The sequence below is a fragment of the Neorhizobium sp. T25_13 genome (assembly GCF_002968675.1).
GTDB classification, from domain to species: Bacteria; Pseudomonadota; Alphaproteobacteria; order Rhizobiales; family Rhizobiaceae; genus Neorhizobium; species Neorhizobium tomejilense.
Map to the genome: position 1 here is coordinate 351,005 of NZ_PVBI01000006.1, position 22,836 is coordinate 373,840.

22 protein-coding genes and 1 tRNA gene are annotated in these 22,836 nt (G+C 63.4%); 14 read left to right on the forward strand and 9 right to left on the reverse strand.

Annotated elements, in window-relative coordinates:
- Positions 1–32: 32 nt before the first annotated feature.
- Entirely contained in the window at positions 33–1,112 is a 1,080-nt protein-coding gene (gene mutY, locus C5J22_RS16840) for an A/G-specific adenine glycosylase (protein ID WP_105439138.1), read from the reverse strand.
- 87 nt (positions 1,113–1,199) lie between these two features.
- Between mutY and C5J22_RS16845 the strand changes: the two genes are divergently transcribed.
- The 4 genes from C5J22_RS16845 to ppdK all read left to right on the forward strand — a co-directional run bounded on the left by C5J22_RS16845 (position 1,200) and on the right by ppdK (position 9,162).
- Positions 1,200–1,703: a DUF721 domain-containing protein gene (locus C5J22_RS16845; RefSeq protein ID WP_046631622.1), complete on the forward strand. Its 504-nt coding sequence runs from the start codon at positions 1,200–1,202 to the stop codon at positions 1,701–1,703.
- 144 nt (positions 1,704–1,847) lie between these two features.
- The gene (locus C5J22_RS16850) at positions 1,848–2,552 is read left to right on the forward strand and encodes a DsbA family protein (protein WP_046664499.1); all 705 of its coding nucleotides are present in this window, start codon (positions 1,848–1,850) and stop codon (positions 2,550–2,552) included.
- Positions 2,553–2,588: 36 nt separating this feature from the next.
- Entirely contained in the window at positions 2,589–6,050 is a 3,462-nt protein-coding gene (locus C5J22_RS16855; RefSeq protein ID WP_105439139.1) for a chromosome segregation SMC family protein, read from the forward strand.
- Between the two features lie 442 nt (positions 6,051–6,492).
- Positions 6,493–9,162, forward strand: a complete 2,670-nt coding sequence (gene ppdK / locus C5J22_RS16860; protein WP_105439140.1) for a pyruvate, phosphate dikinase — start codon at positions 6,493–6,495, stop codon at positions 9,160–9,162.
- 15 nt (positions 9,163–9,177) lie between these two features.
- Here ppdK and C5J22_RS16865 read toward each other — a convergent pair whose 3' ends face one another.
- On the reverse strand, positions 9,178–9,450 hold the full coding sequence (locus C5J22_RS16865) for a type II toxin-antitoxin system RelE/ParE family toxin (protein WP_105439141.1): 273 nt from the start codon (positions 9,448–9,450) through the stop codon (positions 9,178–9,180).
- Between the two features lie 6 nt (positions 9,451–9,456).
- Positions 9,457–9,645: a hypothetical protein gene (locus tag C5J22_RS16870; RefSeq protein WP_105401940.1), complete on the reverse strand. Its 189-nt coding sequence runs from the start codon at positions 9,643–9,645 to the stop codon at positions 9,457–9,459.
- Between the two features lie 118 nt (positions 9,646–9,763).
- On the opposite strand from C5J22_RS16870, the gene C5J22_RS16875 reads away from it, so the two are divergent.
- Entirely contained in the window at positions 9,764–10,195 is a 432-nt protein-coding gene (locus C5J22_RS16875; protein WP_105439209.1) for a GNAT family N-acetyltransferase, read from the forward strand.
- Between the two features lie 75 nt (positions 10,196–10,270).
- Complete coding sequence (locus C5J22_RS16880) at positions 10,271–10,630, forward strand: VOC family protein (RefSeq protein WP_105439142.1); 360 nt, start codon at positions 10,271–10,273, stop codon at positions 10,628–10,630.
- Between the two features lie 86 nt (positions 10,631–10,716).
- Here C5J22_RS16880 and C5J22_RS16885 read toward each other — a convergent pair whose 3' ends face one another.
- Positions 10,717–10,995: a hypothetical protein gene (locus C5J22_RS16885; RefSeq protein WP_105401938.1), complete on the reverse strand. Its 279-nt coding sequence runs from the start codon at positions 10,993–10,995 to the stop codon at positions 10,717–10,719.
- A 109-nt stretch (positions 10,996–11,104) separates the two neighbouring features.
- Between C5J22_RS16885 and C5J22_RS16890 the strand changes: the two genes are divergently transcribed.
- Positions 11,105–11,998: a DUF1499 domain-containing protein gene (locus tag C5J22_RS16890; protein ID WP_105439143.1), complete on the forward strand. Its 894-nt coding sequence runs from the start codon at positions 11,105–11,107 to the stop codon at positions 11,996–11,998.
- 98 nt (positions 11,999–12,096) lie between these two features.
- Here the strand turns inward: C5J22_RS16890 and C5J22_RS16895 are convergent, their stop codons facing one another.
- Complete coding sequence (locus tag C5J22_RS16895) at positions 12,097–13,008, reverse strand: MBL fold metallo-hydrolase (RefSeq protein WP_105439144.1); 912 nt, start codon at positions 13,006–13,008, stop codon at positions 12,097–12,099.
- 221 nt (positions 13,009–13,229) lie between these two features.
- Positions 13,230–13,586: a hypothetical protein gene (locus C5J22_RS16900; protein WP_046631230.1), complete on the reverse strand. Its 357-nt coding sequence runs from the start codon at positions 13,584–13,586 to the stop codon at positions 13,230–13,232.
- A 259-nt stretch (positions 13,587–13,845) separates the two neighbouring features.
- On the opposite strand from C5J22_RS16900, the gene C5J22_RS16905 reads away from it, so the two are divergent.
- Positions 13,846–13,922 (forward strand) — tRNA-Pro (locus C5J22_RS16905).
- A gap of 278 nt (positions 13,923–14,200) precedes the next feature.
- Positions 14,201–15,226 (forward strand): LacI family DNA-binding transcriptional regulator, encoded by a 1,026-nt coding sequence (locus tag C5J22_RS16910; RefSeq protein ID WP_105439145.1) that lies wholly within the window; start codon positions 14,201–14,203, stop codon positions 15,224–15,226.
- 64 nt (positions 15,227–15,290) lie between these two features.
- Here C5J22_RS16910 and cysN read toward each other — a convergent pair whose 3' ends face one another.
- The 3 genes from cysN to C5J22_RS16925 are packed head-to-tail and all read right to left on the reverse strand — an operon-like array spanning position 15,291 to position 18,558.
- Positions 15,291–16,790, reverse strand: a complete 1,500-nt coding sequence (gene cysN, locus C5J22_RS16915; protein WP_105439146.1) for a sulfate adenylyltransferase subunit CysN — start codon at positions 16,788–16,790, stop codon at positions 15,291–15,293.
- A 1-nt stretch (position 16,791) separates the two neighbouring features.
- Positions 16,792–17,745, reverse strand: a complete 954-nt coding sequence (gene cysD / locus C5J22_RS16920; RefSeq protein ID WP_105432736.1) for a sulfate adenylyltransferase subunit CysD — start codon at positions 17,743–17,745, stop codon at positions 16,792–16,794.
- Between the two features lie 42 nt (positions 17,746–17,787).
- Positions 17,788–18,558 carry a phosphoadenylyl-sulfate reductase gene (locus C5J22_RS16925; RefSeq protein WP_046664488.1) on the reverse strand — a complete coding sequence of 257 codons (771 nt, stop codon included), beginning with the start codon at positions 18,556–18,558 and terminating at the stop codon, positions 17,788–17,790.
- A 359-nt stretch (positions 18,559–18,917) separates the two neighbouring features.
- Here C5J22_RS16925 and C5J22_RS16930 point away from each other — a divergent pair, with 359 nt between their 5' ends.
- From C5J22_RS16930 to cysW, 5 genes are all read left to right on the forward strand, one after another.
- Positions 18,918–19,373: an Rrf2 family transcriptional regulator gene (locus C5J22_RS16930; RefSeq protein WP_105418860.1), complete on the forward strand. Its 456-nt coding sequence runs from the start codon at positions 18,918–18,920 to the stop codon at positions 19,371–19,373.
- Between the two features lie 63 nt (positions 19,374–19,436).
- A complete protein-coding gene (locus tag C5J22_RS16935; RefSeq protein ID WP_105439210.1) occupies positions 19,437–19,589 on the forward strand; it encodes a type II toxin-antitoxin system ParD family antitoxin in 153 nt (50 codons plus the stop codon).
- A gap of 435 nt (positions 19,590–20,024) precedes the next feature.
- The gene (locus C5J22_RS16940) at positions 20,025–21,083 is read left to right on the forward strand and encodes a sulfate ABC transporter substrate-binding protein (RefSeq protein WP_105439147.1); all 1,059 of its coding nucleotides are present in this window, start codon (positions 20,025–20,027) and stop codon (positions 21,081–21,083) included.
- 13 nt (positions 21,084–21,096) lie between these two features.
- Positions 21,097–21,954: a sulfate ABC transporter permease subunit CysT gene (gene cysT / locus C5J22_RS16945; protein ID WP_105418862.1), complete on the forward strand. Its 858-nt coding sequence runs from the start codon at positions 21,097–21,099 to the stop codon at positions 21,952–21,954.
- Positions 21,947–22,825, forward strand: coding sequence for a sulfate ABC transporter permease subunit CysW (cysW, locus tag C5J22_RS16950; protein WP_105439148.1), 879 nt, complete (start codon positions 21,947–21,949; stop codon positions 22,823–22,825). The genes cysT and cysW overlap by 8 nt, the downstream gene beginning before the upstream one ends.
- Positions 22,826–22,836: the final 11 nt, after the last annotated feature.

Sequence of the window (22,836 nt, forward strand, 5' to 3'; positions counted from 1 at the left end):
GAGCGGGATTATCGGTGGAAGTCGCGACATAATCACGCTTTTTCGAAGGCCAGTGGAATAGCCTGGGTGATCGCTTTTTTCATCACCGTAGGCAAGGCCTGGGCCTCGAGATTTGCGACCGGCTCCCACCAGCCGTCGGCGGTAGTGATCCTCTCGGTCTTCGCCCGGAAGACCGAGAGCCTCAGTTCGAAATGGGTGAAGACGTGGGTGACGGAGCCCGATGCCTCCCATGCGGCGGGGAAGGGGGCATGGTCGGTCGTGGTCCCGCCGTCGATGCGCGATGTCCAGGTGGTGGTCGGCACTTCGGTCATGCCGCCGAGCAACCCGCTGTCGATCCGCCGCCGCAATAGCACTTCGCCCTCCGGCGTCACGGCCACGAAGACGGCGCCGAACCGCACCGGCTTTTCCTTCTTCGTTGCCTTGACTGGGAACCGTTCCGGGTCGTGTTCTGCAAGGGCCAGACAGTCGTCGCGGAAGGGACAGAGAGCGCAGGCCGGCCGTTTCGGGGTGCAGATGGTTGCGCCGAGATCCATCATCGCCTGCGCGAAATCGCCGGGACGGTCGGTCGGCGTCAGTTCAGCCACCCTTGCCTTCATCGCCGGCTTGGAGCCCGGAAGCGGCGCGTCGATGGCGTAAAGCCGCGAAATCACCCGCTCGACATTGCCGTCCATGACGGCGGACTGCCGGTTGAAGGCGATGGCAGAGACGGCGGCGGACGTATAGTCGCCGATGCCGGGGAGCGCTCGCAGGCCTTCCTCGGTGTCGGGAAACACACCGCCATGCTCGGCCGCAACCGCTTCGGCGCATTTTTTCAGGTTGCGGGCGCGGGCGTAATAACCAAGCCCCGCCCACGCCGCCATCACGTCCTCGACCGGGGCGGCGGCAAGGTCGGTCACCTTGGGCCAGAGCGTCAGGAACTTGGCGAAATAGGGTTTCACCGCCTGCACGGTGGTCTGCTGCAGCATCACTTCCGAAAGCCAGACGTGGTAGGGATCGGCCCGTTTCCCGGCCTTTGCCGCAGCCGGGCTTACCCGCCATGGAAGCTCACGATGGTGCCGGTCGTACCAGGTCAGCAGCTTCTGCGCATGGGTGATGTGGATCGTCTGGAGCATTGTTTGCCGTAATGGGAAGAGATGGCGTATAGTTGTGGGAATAGTGCGCCGGCATCAAGGCCTGCCGGGGCCGCAATGGCGGGCGTCATGAGTTATCCCAAGAAACGCGAGCTGCAGATATCGGAGATCGCGAACGGTATCATCGATCCCGTGCTCGCTCGCCGCGCCGGCATCTCGACGGCGCTGCTCGGCTCCTGGGACGAGATCGCCGGCGAGGACTTTGCCGATTGCACGCGGCCGGAAAAGATCGCCTGGCCGCGCCGCGACGAGGGCACCGGTTCGGGCGGCGGTCATCAGGCGGGCGTGCTGACGATCGCCTGCGAAGGCGCGCGGGCGCTTTTCCTCACCCATGCCCAGGGCGAACTGATCGCCCGCATCAACGGCTTTTTCGGTTTTCCGGCGGTGCGCCAGATCCGCATCGTCCAGAAACCGGTCTCCCAGACCTTCAAGCATCCCCGCAAGCCGCCGCCTTTGAAGGGCGAGGCCGCCAAGCGGCTGGAAACCATGATGGAAGGCATCGAAAGCGAGGCGCTCAGGAAGGCCGTGGCAAGACTCGGCACCGCCGTGCTGCAGCAGAAACGCAAGGTCTGAGAGAGAAACCCGCCGATCCTCTTGATAGATCTCCGATTTGTCACAATTCTTTGAAGAGATTTGCCTATCGACAGCTTGTTCGCGCTGGGGCGCCGCGATACGGAATGTCACCTCTATTGAAGATCTCTCGCACACGGGTGTTCCATGCAGATGAACGAAATGACCATGACTAGGCGCGCGCTTCTCGGCGGAGTGGCAGTCACCGCTGTTTGCCTAGCCTTGCCGCTTGGTGCTTCCGAAGCTTTCGCGCAGGAATTGCCGGAGTCCCAGGGCACCGTGGACATGGCCGCTGCAGTGAAGCCGGGTCCGCTGCCGGAAATGGCGCTGGGCGACGAAAAGGCGAAGGTCACGATCATCGAATACATGTCGATGACCTGCCCGCATTGTGCCAATTTCCACAACAAGACCTTCGAGACGATCAAGACCAAGTATATCGATACCGGTAAGGTACGCTTCATCCTCCGCGAATTCCCGTTCGATCCGGTCGCGACCGCCGCTTTCATGCTTGCCCGCTGCAGCCCGCAGAACGCCGCCGAGCTCTCGACGCCCGCCCAGTATTTCCCGATGGTCTCGATGCTCTTCAAGCAGCAGCGCGGCTGGGCGGCGCCCGCGGACGGAAATGTGCGCAACGCGCTGCTCCAGGCGGTCAAACTCGCAGGTTACTCACAGCAGACTTTCGAGGCCTGCTTGACGAACCAGAAGCTTCTCGATGAAGTGAACGCCGTCGTTAAGAGGGGCGCGGACGAATTTGGCGTCAATTCCACGCCGACCTTCCTGATTGGCGGCAAGAAGTATTCGGGAGATATGTCTGTTGAATCCATGTCCAAGCTCATCGACAGCCTGTTGTGAGCACGCCTTCCCCGACGGGAAGGTGAGGGGCGCGGCATGAAGTTCAACAAGCTGCGCGTTCTCGGATTCAAGTCTTTCGTCGAACCGACGGAATTTATCATCGAGCGCGGGCTGACCGGCGTGGTCGGCCCGAACGGCTGCGGCAAGTCGAACCTCGTCGAGGCGCTCCGCTGGGTGATGGGAGAAAACTCCTATAAGAACATGCGTGCGTCCGGCATGGACGACGTGATTTTTTCGGGCTCCGGCAACCGGCCGGCCCGCAACACCGCCGAAGTCGGTCTCTACCTCGACAATTCCGACCGCACGGCACCTGCCGCCTTCAACGATTCCGACGAAATCCAGGTGACCCGCCGCATCGAACGCGAGTCCGGCTCCGTCTACCGCATCAACGGCAAGGAAGCCCGCGCCAAGGACGTGCAGCTTTTGTTTGCCGATGCCTCGACCGGCGCCCGCTCGCCTTCCATGGTCGGTCAGGGCCGCATCGGCGAACTGATCCAGGCAAAACCCCAGGCGCGTCGCCAGCTGCTCGAAGAGGCAGCCGGCATTTCCGGCCTGCATTCGCGCCGCCACGAGGCGGAACTGCGGCTGCGCGCCGCCGAAGGCAATCTCGAACGCCTGGACGACGTGCTTTCGCAGCTGGAAAGCCAGATCGAGAGCCTGAAACGCCAGGCCCGCCAGGCGAGCCGCTTCAAGACCCTGTCGGCCGATATCCGCGCCCGCGAGGCGATGCTGCTGCATATCCGCTGGGTGCAGGCCAAGGAGGCGGAAGGCGAGGCGGAAAGCGCCCTCAACCAGGTAACCAGCGTCGTTGCCGAAAAGGCGCAGGCGCAGATGGAGGCCGCCAAGCAACAGGCGATCGCCAGCCTCAAGCTGCCGGAGCTGCGCGAGGAGGAGGCGAAGGCCGGTGCCGCCCTGCAGCGCCTGCAGATCGCCCGCGGCCAGCTCGAGGAAGAGGCAAACCGCCTGCTGAAGCGCCGGGACGAACTGACCCGCCGGCTCGTCCAGCTCGGCGACGATATCAGCCGCGAAGAACGGCTCGCCGCCGACAATACCGCCTTCCTCGAAAAGCTCGGCGAGGAAGAGGCCGAACTCAACGACATGCTCGCCGATTCCGGCGCCGAAGCCGAAGAGTTGCGCGAGACTTTCGAGGCTGCCGCGGCGTCGCTTGCGACGAGCGAAGCGCTGTTTTCGGCAATCACCGCCGAGCGCGCCGAGGCCGCCGCCGGCCGTCACCAGCTCGAACGGCTGATCCGCGATCTCGCAGAGCGCCGCCAGCGCCTCGACCGGCAGCTTGGCGATGCGACGGGCGAGCTTGACGCCATCAACGAGCGGCTATCCGCCCTCGACGATCCGGCCGAAAGGCGGGAAGCGGTCGAAGCGGCGGAAATCGCCGTCGAGGATGCGACGATCACTGTCGAAGACGTGGAGGCGGCACTTTCCGCCGCCCGCTCGGCCGAGCTGATGGCCCGCGGCCCGGTGGAGGCTGCACGCTCTGTGCTCAATGCGCTGGAGACCGAGGCCCGCACCATTTCGAAAATGCTCGCAGCCGGCGCCACGTCGGGGGATTTCGTCGCGGTCGCCGACATGATCCGCGTCGATCGCGGTTTCGAGGCAGCCCTCGGTGCAGTGCTTGGCGACGATCTCGAAAGCCCGGTCGATGCCTCGGCTCCGACCTACTGGTCGGTGAATGGCGATGGTTCCGGTGATCCCGGCCTGCCCCAGGGCGCCCAGCCGCTGATCGCGCATGTCACCGCGCCGCCGGAACTGTCCCGCAACCTTGCCCAGATCGGCGTCGTCGCTTCGGCGGAGGCCCAGCGGATGATGCGCCTGTTGCGGCCCGGCCAGCGCCTGGTGACCCGCGAAGGCGCCGTCTATCGCTGGGACGGCCACGTTACCGGCTCCGAGGCGCCGGGTGCCGCCGCCTTGCGTCTCTCCCAGAAGAACCGGCTTTCGGAACTGGAAGCCGAGATCGACGAAGCGCGCATCGTGCTGTCCGAAACCGAAGTGGCGCTCGCCGCCGCCGCATCCGAAATCACCTCCGCCGAACGGCGCCTGACCGACGCCCGCGATCGCGCCCGCATCGGCGCGCGCCAACTGTCCGAAGCCCGCGATGCGCTGGCCGCTGCCGAACGTGCGGCCGGCGACCTGATGCGCCGCCGCGACGTGGCCGGCGAGGCCGTGAACCAGGTGACCGCGCAGATCGAGGATCTCGGCGTCCAGGAGGAAAACGCCCGCATCGAACTCGAGGGTGCGCCGGATATTTCCGATCTCGACAACCGGCTGCGCGACCAGCAGGCGGTTGTCGCGACCGACCGCGGCCTGCTCGCCGAAGCGCGCGCCCGTTACGAGGGCCTGAGCCGCGAGACAGAGGCCCGCAAGCGGCGCCTGGCAGCGATCGCCCAGGAGCGCGCTTCCTGGACTGCCCGGGCGGCGAGCGCCGCCGATCATATCGCCAGCCTCAGAGAGCGCGAGGAAGAGGCCCGCGAGGAGATCGCCGATCTCGAAGCTGCGCCCGAGGAGTTCGACGACAAGCGCCGCGCGCTGCTGACCGAGTTGCAGAAGGCGGAAGAGACCCGCCGCGCCGCCGCCGACCGATTGGCCGAGGCGGAAACCCATCAGCGCGAAGCCGACCGGATCGCGGTCGTTGCCCTTTCCGAACTGGCCGAAGTGCGCGAAAAGCGCGGCCGTGCCGAGGAGCGTCTGGTTTCGGCTGCCGAGAAGCGCCATGAGAGCGAAAACCGCATCCGCGAGGCGCTCAATGTCGCGCCCCACGAGGTCCTGCGGCTGGCGGGCCTGAAGCCCGAATCGGCCCTGCCGGACGTCCGCGAGATCGAACGCGAGGTAGACCGCCTGCGCATGGAGCGGGAAAGGCTCGGCGCCGTCAACCTGCGCGCGGACGAAGAGCAGAAGGAGCTTTCCGACAAGCTCGACAACCTGATGCGCGAGCGCGCCGACGTGATCGATGCGATCCGCAAGCTGCGCGGCGCGATCCAGAGCCTCAACCGCGAAGGCCGCGAACGGCTGCTGGCCGCCTTCGACGTGGTCAATGAGCAGTTCCGGCGGCTCTTCACCCATCTTTTCGGCGGCGGCACGGCGGAACTGCAGCTGATCGAATCGGACGATCCGCTCGAAGCAGGTCTTGAAATCCTCGCCCGCCCGCCGGGCAAGAAGCCGCAGACCATGACGCTTCTGTCAGGCGGCGAGCAGGCGCTGACGGCGATGGCGCTGATCTTTGCCGTCTTCCTCACCAATCCGGCGCCGATCTGCGTGCTGGACGAGGTTGATGCGCCGCTCGATGATCACAATGTGGAACGCTATTGCAATCTGATGGACGAAATGGCGGCATCGACCGAGACCCGTTTCATCATCATCACCCACAATCCCATCACCATGGCCCGCATGAACCGCCTTTTCGGCGTGACGATGGGCGAACAGGGCGTTTCCCAGCTCGTTTCCGTCGATCTCCAGACCGCGGAGCTTCTGCGCGAGGCGAGCTGAATGGGGTGCCGTTGTTGCGAGTTGCATTCTCTAGCGACGTAATTTACGTCAATTCATTGACTAGCATCAATTTTTAAGGCTGCATCCGGGGGTAAAGTACCTGCGACCTACGTAGAATCACCCATATGGGGGATGTAATTTTCTGACTATTGTTATTTTGTGGACTGTGGAATTGGAACGCGCCTGAGCGTCCATACGCTTCGCAGTCCAACTCAAAGTTTCCTACCCCCCGTCCGGGTTTCCTGTCCCGGGCGGAAAGCTTTGCGGGGCCGCCTGTGATCCGGCCCCGCAAAGCTTTGTTTTCCAGCGCTCCCGGGCCAATTTGGTAGCCGTCTCCGGCCGCTCTTGTTGCGACGCAACATATTCCTGCCTAGATCCGTTCCCAAACCGTCATAAAACTTGTAGTTATTGCGCAAAAGACTGCGACGGGTGGAGAGCAGCAATGTCGAAATGGGTCTATCGCTTCGGTGGTGGCGAGGCGGAGGGCCGCGCCACGGATGTCGAGCGGCTGGGTGGCAAGGGCGCCAATCTCGCCGAGATGGCAAGCCTTGGCCTGCCGGTTCCTCCAGGGCTGACCATCGTTGCCGATGCCTGCGTTTTCTATTTCGAGAATGGCAGCACGCTTCCGGACGACCTGAAGGCGCAGGTCCTCGAAGGCATTGCCGCGATCGAAGGGCTGACCGGCCGCGTCTTCGGCGGCAGGACGAAGCCTCTGCTGCTTTCCGTGCGCTCCGGCGCCCGGGCATCCATGCCCGGCATGATGGACACCGTCCTCAACCTCGGCCTCAACGACGAAACGGTGCAGTCGCTCGGGCACGATGCCGGCGATGCGCGCTTTGCCTGGGACAGCTACCGCCGCTTCATCCAGATGTATGCCGATGTGGTCATGGGCCTCGACCACGAGATTTTCGAGGAGATACTCGAGGACGAGAAGGCTCGGCTCGGCCACGACTACGATACCGATCTCTCCGCCGTCGAATGGCAGCACGTCGTCAGCCTCTATAAAAGGATGATCGAGGATGAGCTGGGCAGCAGCTTTCCGCAGGATCCGCATGTGCAGCTCTGGGGCGCCATCCGCGCCGTCTTTTCGAGCTGGATGAACCCGCGCGCCATGACCTACCGCATGCTCCACCGCATTCCGGAGGAATGGGGCACGGCCGTCAACGTCCAGACCATGGTGTTCGGCAATCTCGGTTCGTCCTCGGCGACTGGCGTCGCCTTCACCCGCAATCCCTCGACCGGCGACAAGGCGCTCTACGGCGAGTTTCTGGTCAATGCGCAAGGGGAGGATGTCGTCGCCGGCATCCGTACGCCGCAATCGATTACCGAGGAAGGGCGTATCGCTTCAGGCTCCGACAAGCCGTCGATGGAAAAGCTGATGCCGGAAACCTTCGCCGAGTTCAAGGCGATCTGCGACCGGCTGGAAGCCCATTACCGCGAAATGCAGGATCTCGAATTCACCGTCGAGCGCGGCAAGTTATGGATGCTGCAGACCCGCTCCGGCAAGCGCACCACCCGCGCTGCGATGAAGATCGCCGTCGACATGGTGGAAGAAGGCGTCATCACCGAGGAAGAGGCCGTCTGCCGCATCGAGCCGCCCTCGCTCGACCAGCTTCTCCACCCGACCATCGATCCGCGCGTCGAGCGCCACGTGGTCGGGTCCGGCCTGCCGGCTTCCCCGGGTGCGGCCACCGGCGAGATCGTCTTCACCGCCGAAGAGGCGGTCGAGGCGGAACACGAAGGCCGCAAGGTCATCCTGGTGCGCATCGAGACCAGCCCTGAAGACATCCACGGCATGCACGCTGCCGAAGGCATCCTCACCACCCGCGGCGGCATGACCAGCCATGCCGCGGTCGTCGCCCGCGGCATGGGCATCCCCTGCGTTGTCGGTGCCGGCTCGATGCGCGTCGACCTGCGCAACGAACTCCTGATCGGCGCCGGCGTGACGCTGAAGCGCGGCGACACGGTCACCATAGACGGCTCGTCCGGGCAGGTGCTGAAGGGCGCGGTGCCGATGATCCAGCCTGCGCTCTCCGGTGATTTCGGCAAGCTGATGGCCTGGGCGGACAAGACCCGCCGCATGACGGTGCGCACCAACGCCGACACGCCGCAGGACGCCCGCGCTGCCCGTTCCTTCGGGGCCGAAGGCATCGGCCTCTGCCGCACCGAACACATGTTCTTCGAGGGCGACCGCATCCACGTCATGCGCGAGATGATCCTCGCCGAGGACGAGACGGGCCGCCGCGAGGCGCTCGGAAAGCTCCTGCCGATGCAGCGCTCGGATTTCATCGAGTTGTTCTCGATCATGCACGGCCTGCCGGTGACGATCCGCCTGCTCGATCCGCCGCTGCACGAATTCCTGCCGAAGACGGAGGCGGAAATCGCCGAGGTCGCCAAGGCGATGGCGATGCCGCCGGCCTTCCTCGCCCGCCGCATCGACGCCATCCATGAATTCAACCCGATGCTCGGCCATCGCGGCTGCCGGCTGGCGATTTCCTATCCCGAGATCGCCGAAATGCAGGCGCGCGCCATCTTCGAGGCGGCGGTGGAGGCCGGAAAGCTCACAGGCGAACCGGTCGAGCTGGAAATCATGGTGCCGCTCGTCAGCCTGCGCAAGGAACTGGACTATGTGAAGGGCGTCATCGACCGCGTCGCCGAGGATGTCGCGCAGGAAACCGGCGTTCCGATCGCCTATCTCGCCGGCACGATGATCGAACTGCCGCGCGCCGCCATCCGCGCCCATGTCATCGCAGAGACGGCCGAGTTCTTCTCCTTCGGCACCAACGACCTGACGCAGACGACCTTCGGCATGTCGCGCGACGATGCGGCGGCCTTCATCCCCACCTATCAGAGGAAGGGCATCATCGAGCACGACCCGTTCATCTCGCTCGATTTCGACGGCGTCGGCGAACTCATCCAGATGGCCGCCGAGCGTGGCCGCCGGACCCGCAACGACCTGAAGCTCGGCATTTGCGGCGAACATGGCGGCGATCCTGCCTCGATCCGCTTCTGCGAGAATGCCGACCTCGACTACGTCTCCTGCTCGCCCTTCCGCGTGCCCATCGCCCGCCTTGCCGCAGCCCAGGCGGCGATCGAAAGGAGGAAGGGATGAACCGGAGAGCCACTCCTATTTCAGATGGTCCAGCCATTTTCGGGACGTGTGAAATATGGCCAATATCTCCGCTCGTTCGCGGAGGCGATAAAAGGCGATGTAGGGGGTGCCGGCGATGATGAGGCGCCGTGTATCCCCATCCGATGTCAGTCGTCCGACTTTCGGGTGCCACGCCAGCATTGAAACAGCTTCCACGATGCGACGGACCACGTTCTCGGCAGCATGCGCATTGTCGAGTGCGATATAGGAGCCGATCTCATCGAGATCTTGCAGCGCCTCGTCCGCCAGACGAGTTCATCCATTGGGGACGAATTTGCGGATCACTGCCTTCACTGTCTCCGCGGAAGCAAATCGTCCGGCATCAGCCGACTTTTTTCGCTCTGCCAGTTTTTTGACCTGCCACGCGTGCAGATCGTCGGCTGCCTCCGTCGGCGCCGGCGAAATAGCATCCTCAATCGAAATTGGCTTTTGCGTTTCGCTCATGGAAGGATCATGGCAGATCGAAGCCGCTTTTAAAAGCTGATTGGGGATGTTTATGTCATGCCGGCCGTCACCGGCAAAACAAAATCGCTATTCGAAAATGAAGGTCGAGGAGGCCATCATGAACCAGGTTACCGTTCTCGCCGTCCCCGTCTTCAGCACGCTCTGCAACGAGGGTTTCCGCCTTCGCCGCGAAGTCTTCATCGTCGAACAGAACGTGCCTGCCGACATGGAATTCGATGCCGAAGACCTGACCGCCTTCCACTTCGTCGCCGTCGTCTCCGGCGAGGTTTGCGGCACGTTGCGGGTCATTTACGCGGAAGATTGCGTCAAGATCGGCCGGGTCGCGGTCACCAGCCCGTGGCGCGGCAAGGGCGTCGCCAGCGCCATGATCCGCGCCGCCATGGAGGCGCACGGCCAAGCGCGGGATAACCGCTTTCATCTGGCGGCCCAGAGCGACAAGATCTCCATGTACGAACGTTTCGGCTTCAAGACCTATGGGGAAGAGTTCTTCGACGTCGGAATTCCCCATTACAACATGAAGAACTTCTGACTCTCGATCTTTTGCTCACACGTCTGTGTTGCCGTGTTATGCTCGGCACAGACGTGCGACAAAGGGGAGGGGCATATGCCGCGTTTGGACCACGTGACGATCCGCACCCGCGATGCGGGGCCGATGATGGCGTTCCTTGAGAAGGTGCTGGGAGCAAAGGAAGGGTTTCGGCCGCCATTCCCTTTCCCGGGCCACTGGCTCTATATCGACGGCCATTCCTGCATTCACCTGCTGATCGTCGAGCGGGACGGCGATCCTCCGGTCGGCATCTACGACCACGTAGCCTTCTCCTTTTACGACCACGATGTTGCCGTCAAGGAGATTGAAGCGACGGGTTATCGTTTCGAACACGACGCCATACCCGATACCGATATCGGCCAGATCTTCGTCTACGGCCCGGAAGGCGTAAAGATCGAGCTGCAATACCGCCGGTGATCGAATAGGCATTCGCGTTCGCGGCCGGATATCCCTGCAGGCTGATCGAGGAGACCGTTCTACGGCACCGCCTTTATGCCGGCCGTTCAGCGCCGCTCGACTATCACCCGGCGCTCGACCACCATCGGCCGCCACATCATCGCATCGGCGCGGGACTGCATCGAACGGCCTTCGGCGCGGCGATCGAGTTCGATGTCGAGCATGCAGCGTGCCATCGCATCCGTGCCGCGCCTGAAGCCGTAGCTGGCGCAGGTGGTCTCGTCCGCCGCGCGGCGTTCCTCCGGCGTCATCGTCTGGCAGCCGGCCAGAAGGGCGCCCAGCGGGGCAATAAGCGAGGCGACGAGGAGAAGGCGGTGAGGGCGCATCAGATGAACTCCTTTTCATTCGGCCGGGCTGCAACCTTGGGATTCCATTCCGGGCGAAGCTGTTTTACACAGGAGCAAGCGCTTTTGCCATGGAGCCTTTGCCGATCCCATGCCCGTCCGTTTTGTCCGGCCCGTTTCCCATTCGGCCTATACGGCCCGCAGGCTGGCCTTGTCGGCGCTGGCATTGTTCGTCATCGCCGCGCTGGCCCATCGTTTCGGCCCGCTGGCGACCCCGGATTTCCTGGCGCTGCTGTTCCTCTCGGCAGCGATTGCCGCCGTTTCGGTGCCTCTGTCGCTGATTGGCCTGATCCGGCTCTGGCAGGTCGGCGCAACCGGTGGCGTCGCGGCGACGAAAGGGCTGATCTATGCCGGTGTCCCGCTTGCCGTGGTGGCGACCGGCGCCTTCTATTATTACACCCTGCCGCCGCTCTTCGACATTTCCACCGATATTGCCGACCCGCCGCCATGGGTTGCCGAGCCGAAGGCCGGCCAGAAATGGCTGCCGCGCTCGACGATCATTACGCCTGCCGATCGGCGGGTGCAGTTCGCCGCCTATCCCGGCCTCACCGGCAGGCGTTACGAGGGCGCCCTCGACCGCGTCTATCAGGGTGTGCAGAAGGCGGTGCTTTCCGCCCGGATCGCGATCACCAAGAAGGAAGGCGTCGAACTGATCGCGCCGGATATCGCTCAGCGCCCCGCGCCGCAGGACGAACAGGCGCCGGTGCCCGACGTGGCGCCGATCCCGTTGCCGCGCCCGGAACCCTCGCTCGCACCGGTTTTTGTCAATGCCGGCGATGTCCTGCTGCAGGGCGAGACCCGCACCTTGGTTCTCGGCCTGCGTTTCGACTTGGTGATCCGGCTGCGCGAAGATGCCGAGACGACCTCCGTCGATATCCGCGTCGCCTCGCGTTATGGGCCGCATGACCTCGGGATGAGCGAAGCCATCGCCGAGGATTTCCTCGACTGGCTCGATACCGAACTTCTGGGAATCGCCGGGAACTAAAGCATGTCGCGCAAAAGTGTGCAGCAGTTTTGCGATAACGGCAGCGGAGAAACTAAAGACTTGAAGCGTGCCGCGAATCCGAAGGATCGCGGCACGCTTCAAGCCGGCCAGTAGACGCCCGCAAGCGACGGCGGGCCTTCGGTCAGAACGCGGCCTTTCTCGACCAGGTCTTCCAGATGCGCAAGCACAGAAAGGGCAGCTGCCCCATGCAGGCGCGGGTCGGTGCTGGCATAGATCACCTTGACCATGTCGGGGATCAGCCGGTCGCCGGCCCTGATGCGCTCCAGCACCGCCCGTTCGCGCATGCGCCGATGGGTGCGAAGCCCCCGCAGGAACGAGCCCGGCTCCTTCACCGGCCCGCCGTGGCCCGGAAAGAAGATGCGGTCCTCGCGCGGCAGCAGCTTTTCGATCGAAGCCATGAAATCTGCCATCGACCCATCCGGCGGCGCGACGATCGTGGTTGCCCAAGCCATCACGTGATCGGCGGAAAACAGTACGCCGGTTCCTTCCAGCCCGAAGGCGGAATGGTTGGCCGTGTGACCGGGCGTATGCACGGCCGTCAGCGCCCAGCCGTCCCCCTCGATCAACTGCCCGTCGGTAACCGCGATATCGGGCACGAAACCGCTGTCGGCGCTTTCGGCGAACGGGTTGACCTCGCCCGCATGCAGCGGCCGCGAGGCCCGGTGTGGTCCTTCGGCGACGGTGACCGCGCCGGTTTCTTCGCGCAGCCGACGGGCGAGCGGGGAATGGTCGCGGTGCGTGTGGCTGATGAAGATATGGGTGACCTCGCGGCCCTTCAGCGCCGCCATTAGCGCTTCGAAATGCGCCTCGTTCTCAGGGCCGGGATCGATGACCGCGACCGAGGAGCCGCCGACGATGTAGCTATTGGTGCCGTGAAAGGTGAACGGCGAGGGATTGTTGACGGTCAGCCGCTGCACGCCTTCGGCAACGGTGACCGGCACGCCATAGGAAGGGGTGAATTCCATGTCGAAGGTAATGTCTTCCGCCATGCCGTGCCTCCGCGCCTGATGCGATCTCGATGACGGCCGTCGCGGCATTGCCGTTCTGCGCCGGGCCTCTGATCGCGTCGTTTACGCTGTTCAAGGCGCTCGTGAGATCTAGCATCGCTTTCGCTGCGGTGCATTCGGAAATTGCCGCCGGCCCTTACCCTGTCGGGCGGCGGTCGGCGGCTTTCATGACTATGTCGTCCGCTTGCGCGGGCTTACACGCCTCAGCCGGCGGTCAGCAGTTCCGTGCAATAGCTCGGGCCGTTGGCGCCCGGACGATCGGAGATGATGGTGATGTCGCGGATCACGTAGCTGGAGGAGACGGTGATCTTGGCGGTGCAGCTGACGCTGGCGGTGCGGCCGCCCTGCTGCTTGATGCGGTTGTAGCCGCCGCGCCAAGTGTAGACGGTCGTGGAGCCCTCATCGATATCGCTGATCGGCGGGCTGAATTTCGCGAAGAACTCGCCGGCCGAATGACCCACCCAGCGGCTCTCGATCGGATTGCTGGCAACGCTGACGGTGGTGCAGGCCGAAAGGGCGAGCGCGAAAAGGGCAGTCGATGCGATGACGCGGCGGCTCATGATCCTGAAAAATCCTTCATGTCTTCTGTTGTGCCTGGGAGGCAAGGTTTTCGAGACTGCACGTAACAGATTTTTGTCAGGCTTCGCGAGGCGATGAGTGCCCGCCGACATCAAATTTGTCCTGCGCCGCTTTTTTGCAACGCCCCGGTTTTCCGCCTTTCCGGAGCCGGCTTGCCGGCGATAGCGACCCCGTCGCATATTTTTCATGAGCGGCGCTTGTACAATGAAAAATGCTGGTCTATAGAGGCGCCGCTGGTCACGGAGTGTAGCGCAGTCTGGTAGCGCACCACGTTCGGGACGTGGGGGTCGGAGGTTCGAATCCTCTCACTCCGACCAGATTGAACTCTGGCTTTCCAGGGGTTCCTTTCTCCCGAAGTTTTTCCGATCAAATTGCAGTCCCAGTGGACCGCTATCCGGCTGACTATGCCGAGCTTGGCGCGGTGTATTGCTCTTATCCACAACCCGCACTTTAACGGGGCAAAAATATGCTAGGTCTCGACATGCCATTGCTGCATCATGGCGGCGGGAACTTGTAACTTGTCGAAAGACTTCCAGGCTCAGGAACCTCTTCGGGTGGTAGCCTGTACCCGGGCGTGGAGAGGGCCGCAGAACGCATGCCGCCTAGACGCGCCAGATCGGAACGGGTGACCCTGCTCGACGTTGCGAACGTCCTCGGGATAAGCTCGATCACCGTCTCCCGCGCCCTGCGAGAACCGGAAAAGGTGTCCGAGCCGCTTCGGCAGAAGATCCTCCGCCAGGTGGAGCAGATGGGCTACGTGCCCGATCTTGCAGCCCGAGCGCTCGCAAGCCGCCACAACGGCATCATCGGGGTTCTGGCGCCGGCGCTGACCAATCATGCCTATCTCGGCATCATGAGCGGCATCGAGGAACGGGTGCGTGATACGGATTTCCGCATCCAATATGCCAATACCAACCACGATGCGGAGCAGGAGTACCGCCAGGTCAAGCTTTTCCTGTCACAGCATCCGGCGGGAATCCTGCTGACGGGATTGCAGGACCAGCGGGTCAGCGATCTGCTTGAGCTCGCTCCGTGCCCGGTGGTTCAGATCGTCGATCTCAACCTGCTGCCCTCGGGTATCGCAGTCGGCATCAATCACCGCGAGGCGGCGGAGACTGCGACGCGCCATCTGCTCGCCTGCGGGTACCGCCGCATCGGCCTGATCGGCGGCAGCCGCGATCTTCGCGCCCAGCGGCGTCATGATGGCTATGCGCTGGCGATGCAGGAGGCGGGGCTCTACGATCCGGGCCTCGTCATGACCGAGCACAAGCAAACCAGCATGCAGCTCGGCTGCGACCTCTTCAAGCGGCTGCTGGAAACGGCGCCCGATGTCGACGCGGTATTCTGCCAGAACGACGATCTTGCGCTCGGCGCGCTGTTCGAGGCGCAACGGGCGGGCCTGCGCGTGCCGGATGATTTCGGGATCTGCGGTTATAACGACCTGGATTTCGCGCTCTGTGCGGAGCCGAGGCTGACCACCGTCCGCGTGCCGCGTTTCCAGATGGGCTATCAGGCCGCGGATCTCATCGTCCGGGCCATCAACGACGAATGCCTGCCGAGCCGCGTCATCCAGCTGCCGTTCGATCTCATCCAGCGCGGTTCGACGCGGCGGCTCTCCTGACGGGGCTGGGCCACGAAAAAAGGGACCTTCCGGCCCCTTTTCCATTTCCTGCCGATCGAAACGATCAGATATCGCCGCCGGCGTTGGAGAAAAGCTCTGCCGCCTGTTTGGCGGTCATCCGCTTGACCTCGGTCTCGTCGCGGCGGTTGGCGAAGAGTTCGCTTGCCATCAGCTGCTCGGCGAGATCGGCCGGCAGCGACAGCACGACGCGCTGGCCTTCGCCTCCTTGGCCACGATGTATGCCGCCGATTTCGGCGCGCTTGGCGGTGATCATGCCGCCCGCCACCGTGTTCAGCGTATCCGGATCGATCAGGATGAAGGCGCCGGTCGAGCGGTTCTGCTCGTAAGCGTCGAAGACCGCCAGTTCCTCGAAGGAAAGGCGGACCTTGCCGATCGCGTTCATGGCGAGCGTCGAGGCATGCGGCTGCCATTTGCCGGTCGCAAGCTCGAGCTGGCTGATCGGTTCGACCGCGACGCGCTGGCGGCGCGAGCCGCTCTTCAGCCAGTAGCGTTTTCCGGGCTCGATGCCGCCCGGCTGCAGTGACACGAGCTGGGCGTCGAAATGGTGGCCGGTCATCGGCTGGCCGTCGAGCGAGACGATCACGTCGCCGCGCGCCACGTCCACCTGCCGGTCGAGGACCAGCGTAATGGCGTCGCCTGCGACCGCCGCGTTGCGCACCAGGTCGAAGGTGACGATCCGGCTGACATTGGCGACCGTGCCGGAAGGCAGGATGACGACGGAGTCGCCCGGCTTCACCGAGCCGCCCGCGACAGTCCCCTGATATCCGCGAAAACTCTCGCCGGGACGCACGACGCGCTGCACCGGCAGGCGGAAGCCGCCGGCCTGGGTGGAACGCACGGTCGCCAGCTCCAGCGTCTCGACCAAGGTCGGGCCGTCATACCAGGGCATCGAGGCATCGGCCGGATAAACGACGTTTTCGCCCTTGAGCGCCGACATCGGAATGGCGGTGATCTGGCGCACGCCGAGCGACAGCGCGAATTCGCGGAATTCGTGCGAGATCCTGTCGAAGATTGCCTTGTCGTAGTGGACGAGGTCGATCTTGTTGACCGCGAGCACGAACTGGCGGATGCCCATCAGGGCGGCGATCGTCGCGTGCCGGCGGGTCTGTTCGAGAAGCCCGGCGCGGGCGTCGGCAAGCAGGATGGCGAGATCGGCGGTCGAGGCGCCAGTCGCCATGTTGCGGGTATATTGTTCATGGCCGGGCGTATCGGCGACGATGAACGAACGCCTGTCGGTCGAGAAATAACGATAGGCAACGTCGATCGTGATGCCCTGTTCCCGTTCGGCCTGCAGGCCGTCGAGCAGCAGGGCGAAGTCCGGCAGGCCAAGGTCGTTTTGGCCGCCCGAGTCGCGGGCAAGCGTCGCGGCCTGGTCTTCCTTGACCGCCTTGGTGTCCCAGAGCAGTCGGCCGATCAGCGTCGACTTGCCGTCGTCGACGGAGCCGCAGGTGATGAGGCGCAGCGGACGCGTGTCGCGCACCGCCTTCAAGGGTTCTGCGAAGGGCAGGATGGTCGCCGAGGCGTTTTGGGCGGGAGCGTTCATCTCAAAAATATCCTTCGCGCTTCTTCTTTTCCATCGAGCCGGACTGGTCGCGGTCGATCGCGCGGCCCTGGCGTTCGGAAACGGTGGCGATTTCGAGCTCGGCGATCACCTCTTCGAGGTTGGAGGCGGTCGAGCGGATGGCGCCGGTCAGCGGAAAGCAGCCGAGCGTGCGGAAACGGATCATGCCCTGCTGCACGGTTTCGCCGGGCAGCAGTTCAAGCCGCGGATCCTCGGCGAGGATCATCATACCGTCGCGCTCCACATAGGGGCGTTCGGCGGCGTAATAGAGCGGCACGAGCGGAATGTCCTCCGCCTGGATGTAACGCCAGATATCGACCTCGGTCCAGTTGGAGAGCGGGAAGGCGCGGACGCTTTCCCCTTTCCGGACCATGCCGTTATAGACGTTCCACAGTTCCGGACGCTGGTTGCGCGGGTCCCACTTGTGGTCCGGCGTGCGGAACGAATAGATCCGTTCCTTGGCGCGGGAGGCCTCCTCGTCGCGCCGGGCGCCACCGAAGGCCGCGTCATAGCCGCCGGCATCCAGCGCCTGGCGGAGCGCCTCGGTCTTCATGATGTCGGTATAGAGCGCCGAACCGTGGCTGAACGGCGAGATGCCTTCCTCGGCACCGCGCGGATTGGTGTGGACCACCAGGTCGAGATCGTATTTCTCGGCGATCTGGTCGCGGAACTCGATCATCTCCTTGAACTTCCACGTCGTATCCACGTGCAGCAGCGGGAAGGGGACGCGGCCGGGATAAAAGGCCTTTCGGGCGAGATGCAGCAGGACGGACGAGTCCTTGCCGATCGAATAGAGCATGACAGGTTTTTCGAATTCCGCCGCTACTTCGCGAAAGATGTGGATCGCTTCGTTTTCGAGGGCCTTCAGATGCGGATCAAGCGGCGGTCTGGAAACGGGCGGGTTCTTCACTTCCGTTTCCTGTACTGACAAAGGCATTTCGGTCTCCGGGTAGTCTCTAGAAACAAACAAGAAAGAGCTTCAGTTCGCTTGGGGCGAAGGTTCTGCGATCGGTTGAGCGGCGTTTTCCGGCACATGCAGGCCGCATTCGCGCTTTTCGTCGTTTTCCCACCACCAGCGGCCGGCGCGCTCGGGCTCGCCGGGCTTGATGGCGCGGGTACAGGGCTCGCAGCCGATCGACGGATAACCGCGCTTGTGCAGCGGGTTGACCGGGATGGCTTCGGAAGCCACATGGGCGTTGATCGTCTCGATGTCCCAGTCGGCCAGCGGGTTGATCTTGATCAGGTTGCGCTCGGCGTCATATTCGGCAAACGGGGTCGTGGCGCGATTGCCGGACTGGCCGCGGCGAAGGCCGGTGACCCAGACGTCGGCGCCAGCCAACGCCTTGGCGAGAGGCTTCAGCTTGCGCACATGACAGCAGGCGTGGCGGGCCTCGACGCTGTCGTAGAAGCCGTTGAGCCCGTATTTCGCCGCGTATTCGTCGACGTCGTCCTGTTCCGGCCGAAACCGGCGGATCTCGATGCCGTAGCGCTCCTCGGTCTCGCCGATCAGGTCGACGGTTTCCTTGAACAGCCGCCCGGTTTCGAGAGTCGAGACCTCTACCGGCAGGCGGTGCGTGCCGATCGCGGCTGTGATCACCTGGTCCTCGATGCCGAGCGATGTGGTGAACACGGCGTGGCCGAGTTCGGCGGCAAGCGCCAGGCGCCCGGCAAGGTCCAGGCTTTCGAGCTTTGCGTCGAGGGTAGCGGCCAGTCCCGAACGGTCCTGGCCGGCGGCATCGTGCAGTGTCATGGGTCTTCTTCCGTGAGCAATTGCTGGATTATCCGGATTCCACGCGCGCAAGGACAGGAAAACCCGTTTCTTCCCATGGTGATGCGGAGCAAATATCTCTCCAAAGCGGCGCTCACACAGAAAACCTGCCGCCTTAACCAAAAGTGACCAATTTTATCCCCGAAACCCCTGCATTGGTTTGTATTTTCTCGTGATTTGAGATATTGCGGGAACATGTCTCCGGGGCGCTGTTTCCCCTGGCGGATATGCAGCCCCTGAGCGCCCTTCCGGCGCCCCCGTGGATGCCCCGAACGAAGCTGAAGTGAGCGGCGCCGTGAGGACTATTTCCTTGCGGCGGCGCTATTGTCGATGGTTGCGTGATGATATCCCAGAAAGCGAAATATGCCCTTCGGGCCCTGGCCGCCCTGGCACAGGCCGATCCCGCAGAGCCGATGCTGATTTCCGAGATTGCCCTCCAGCAGAGCATTCCGAAGAAATTCCTGGAACAGATCCTGCTCGACCTCAAACGCTCCGGTATCGTCGTTTCCCGCCGCGGCAAGCAGGGCGGCTATCTTCTCCTGAAACCCGCCGACGCCATCACCTTCGGCGAAGTCTTGCGCCTGGTCGACGGCCCGATCGCGCCGCTGCCCTGCCTCTCGCAGACCGCCTACCGCAAATGCGAGGATTGCGACGGCGAACACCTCTGCGAAATTCGCCATGTCTTCGCCCGGGTCGCCGACGCGACCCGCGACGTGCTGTTCAACACCACGATCGCCGATGCCGTCGAAGGCGCCGGCGACGCCAAGCCGCCGGTCAGGGAGCTACTGACGGCCTGAGGCCTCTGGTTTCGGCTTGGCGATGTACCAAAGTTTGGTATGATCGCGAAGCTGGAGGCTGACATGTCGCACAACACTCCCATCTCCCTCGATGATCAATTAGCGCGGACCAAGGCATTGCAGGATGCCCTGATCGCCGGCGAGTTATCCGGGCCTCCGCAGTCCTTCGACAACGAAGCTTTCCTCAAGCGCATGCGTGAACGGTACGGCCGGTAGCCGCACTACGGAATCCCTTCTTCTCCCCAGCGGGGAGAAGTGCCGAGCAAAGCGAGGCGATGAGGGGGCCACGCCCGCAAAGCTCCCTGGTGTTGGCTACCCCCTCATCCGACCCTTCGGGCCACCTTCTCCCCGCTGGGGAGAAGAGGGTGCCAGCCTCGATGGCCAACCCTTATCCGCGAGCGCCTCAGCAGATTTCTCGCAAATCGCCCGTAAAATTCTCCTCCCGTCCCCTCAAAATCCCGATTATGGCGGGATTGTGATTTTGCAAACCGCCCGTTTGCCAACGCGGGCGTTCTGTCCATGTCGTGAGGGTTAATGGTTTCTTTGTCGTCGCGGGCCGCCAAAGGGAAACAGTTTTGCCTTCTTGCCGGCCTCGATTGACTAAGACGACCTAACCGATAGAGTTTTGGCAGAACCACAGGAGGGAACCTCATGTTCAATTTTGCCCCGGGATTGGGCCGGCGACTGGGTGCCCGTTTGGGCGCCGTCGCGCTCGGTCTGTCCCTGACGACCGGCATTTCGGTCGGGATCGTCGCGCCGGCTTTTGCCCAAAGTCAGCTTCTCAACGTCTCCTACGATCCCACCCGCGAACTCTACAAGGACTTCAACGCCGCCTTCGCGAAATACTGGAAGGCGCAAGGCGGCGACGACGTGACGATCCGCCAGTCGCATGGCGGTTCCGGTGCTCAGGCCCGTTCCGTCATCGATGGTCTGGAGGCCGATGTCGTGACGCTGGCGCTCGAAAGCGACATCAACGCGATCGAGAAGTCCGGCAAGATCAAGGCCGGCTGGCGTGATCGGCTGCCGAACCACGCATCGCCCTACACGTCGACGATCGTCTTCCTCGTCCGCAAGGGCAATCCGAAGGGGATCAAGAACTGGGGCGACCTGGTGAAGGGCGACGTTGCGATTGTCACGCCGAACCCCAAGACCTCGGGCGGTGCCCGCTGGAACTACCTTGCCGCCTGGGCCTGGGCGAACGAGGAGTACAAGGGCGATCAGGCCAAGATCAAGGCCTATGTCGGCGAGCTCTATAAGCGCGCTCCGGTCCTCGATACCGGCGCCCGCGGCTCGACGGTCACCTTCGCCCAGCGCCAGATCGGCGACGTGCTGCTCGCCTGGGAAAACGAGGCCTATCTCGCCGGCGCCGAGTTCGGCAAGGATGCCTTCGAGATCGTCGTTCCGCCGATTTCGATCCTCGCCGAGCCGCCGGTCGCGGTCGTCGACGCCACCGTCGACTCCAAGGGTACCCGCAAGCAGGCGGAGGCCTATCTGCAGTATCTCTACTCCGATGAAGGCCAGAATATCGCGGCGAAGCACTTCTATCGTCCTTCGAAGCCCGATGTGGTAAAGCCGGATTTGTTGAAGGCCCTGCCGAACATCAAGCTCGTCACAATCGACGATCCGATCTTCGGCGGTTGGAAGAAGGCGCAGCCCGAACATTTCGGTGACGGCGGCATTTTCGACCAGATCTACAAGCCCGGTAAGTAAGTCGGAACATTAAATGATCCATAACGCCACTGCCTCACCGGCAAAGTGGCGACTGAAACGGCCGAGCATCATCCCAGGTTTTGGGTTGACGCTCGGCTTTTCGCTCGCCTACCTGTCGATAATTATCCTGATCCCCGTTGCCGGCCTGCTTTGGCGTACCGCCGGGCTTGGCTGGAGCGGGTTTTTCGCCGTTCTGACCGACCAGCGCACGCAGGACGCACTTTATATATCCTTCGGCACGGCCTTCGTGGCCGCGCTGGTCAATGTCGTCTTCGGCACCGTCGTCGCCTGGGTGCTGACCCGTTACAATTTCCCCGGTCGCCGGCTGATCGATGCGATCGTCGACCTGCCGTTTGCGCTGCCGACGGCGGTCGCCGGTATCGCGCTTGCGGCGCTCTATGCGCCCAACGGCTGGGTCGGTTCGCTGTTCATGCCGTTCCGCATCGCGTTCACGCCGCTCGGCATCGTCGTGGCGCTGGTCTTCATTGGCCTTCCCTTCGTGGTGCGCACCGTGCAGCCGGTCATGGAGGAACTGGATCGCGAGGTGGAGGAAGCCGCAGCCACGCTCGGCGCCAATCGCTTCCAGACGATTTCGAGGGTGATCCTGCCGGGGCTGACGCCGGCGATCCTGACCGGCTTTGCGCTCGCCTTCGCCAGAGGCGTCGGCGAATACGGTTCGGTCATCTTCATTGCCGGCAACATCCCTTATGTCTCGGAGATTGCGCCGCTCCTCATCGTCATCCGGCTGGAGGAGTTCAACTATGCGGGCGCGACGGCGATCGCCACCATCATGCTGATCATCTCCTTCGTGATGCTCTTCATCATCAACCTCATCCAGGCCTGGAACCGAAGGAGATACGGCAATGTCTGAAGACGTCCGCTCCGCGCTCGGCAAACCGCCGGCCTTCCGCAATCCCGCCGACGAACGGCCGCTCGCAAAGATCCTGTTGATCGGGCTGGCGCTGGTTTTCCTCGCCTTCTTCCTGCTCCTGCCGCTGGTTTCCGTCTTTGTGGAAGCTTTCCGCAAGGGCTGGGCGGAATATTACGAGGCGCTGATAGAGCCCGACGCAGCGGCAGCGATCCGCCTGACGCTTCTGGTGGCGGCGATTTCCGTTCCGCTCAACCTCGTCTTCGGGCTCTGCGCCTCCTGGGCGATCGCCAAGTTCGAGTTCAAGGGCAAGTCCTTCCTGATCACCCTGATCGACCTGCCGTTCTCGATCTCGCCAGTCATTTCCGGCCTGGTCTACGTGCTGCTCTTCGGCTCCAACAGCCTGCTTGGCCCGATCCTCAAAAGCCAAGGCATCACCATCCTGTTTGCCGTGCCGGGCATCGTGCTCGCCACGGTCTTCGTCACCTTTCCCTTCGTCGCGCGCGAGCTGATCCCGCTGATGGAGGACCAGGGCACCGGCGACGAGGAGGCGGCCCTGTCGCTCGGCGCATCCGGCTGGCAGACCTTCTGGTATGTGACGCTGCCGAACATCAAATGGGGCCTGCTCTACGGCGTGCTCCTCTGCAATGCCCGCGCCATGGGCGAGTTCGGCGCCGTCTCGGTCGTGTCGGGCCACATCCGTGGCCTCACCAACACCATGCCGCTGCATGTGGAGATACTCTATAATGAGTATAACTTCGTCGCGGCCTTCGCGGTGGCCTCGCTGCTGGCCTTGCTGGCGCTCGTCACCCTTGCATTGAAAACTCTTCTCGAACTTCGGTTCGGCGCCGGCGTTGCCGGCGGCAGGCATTGAAAGGTCAAAGA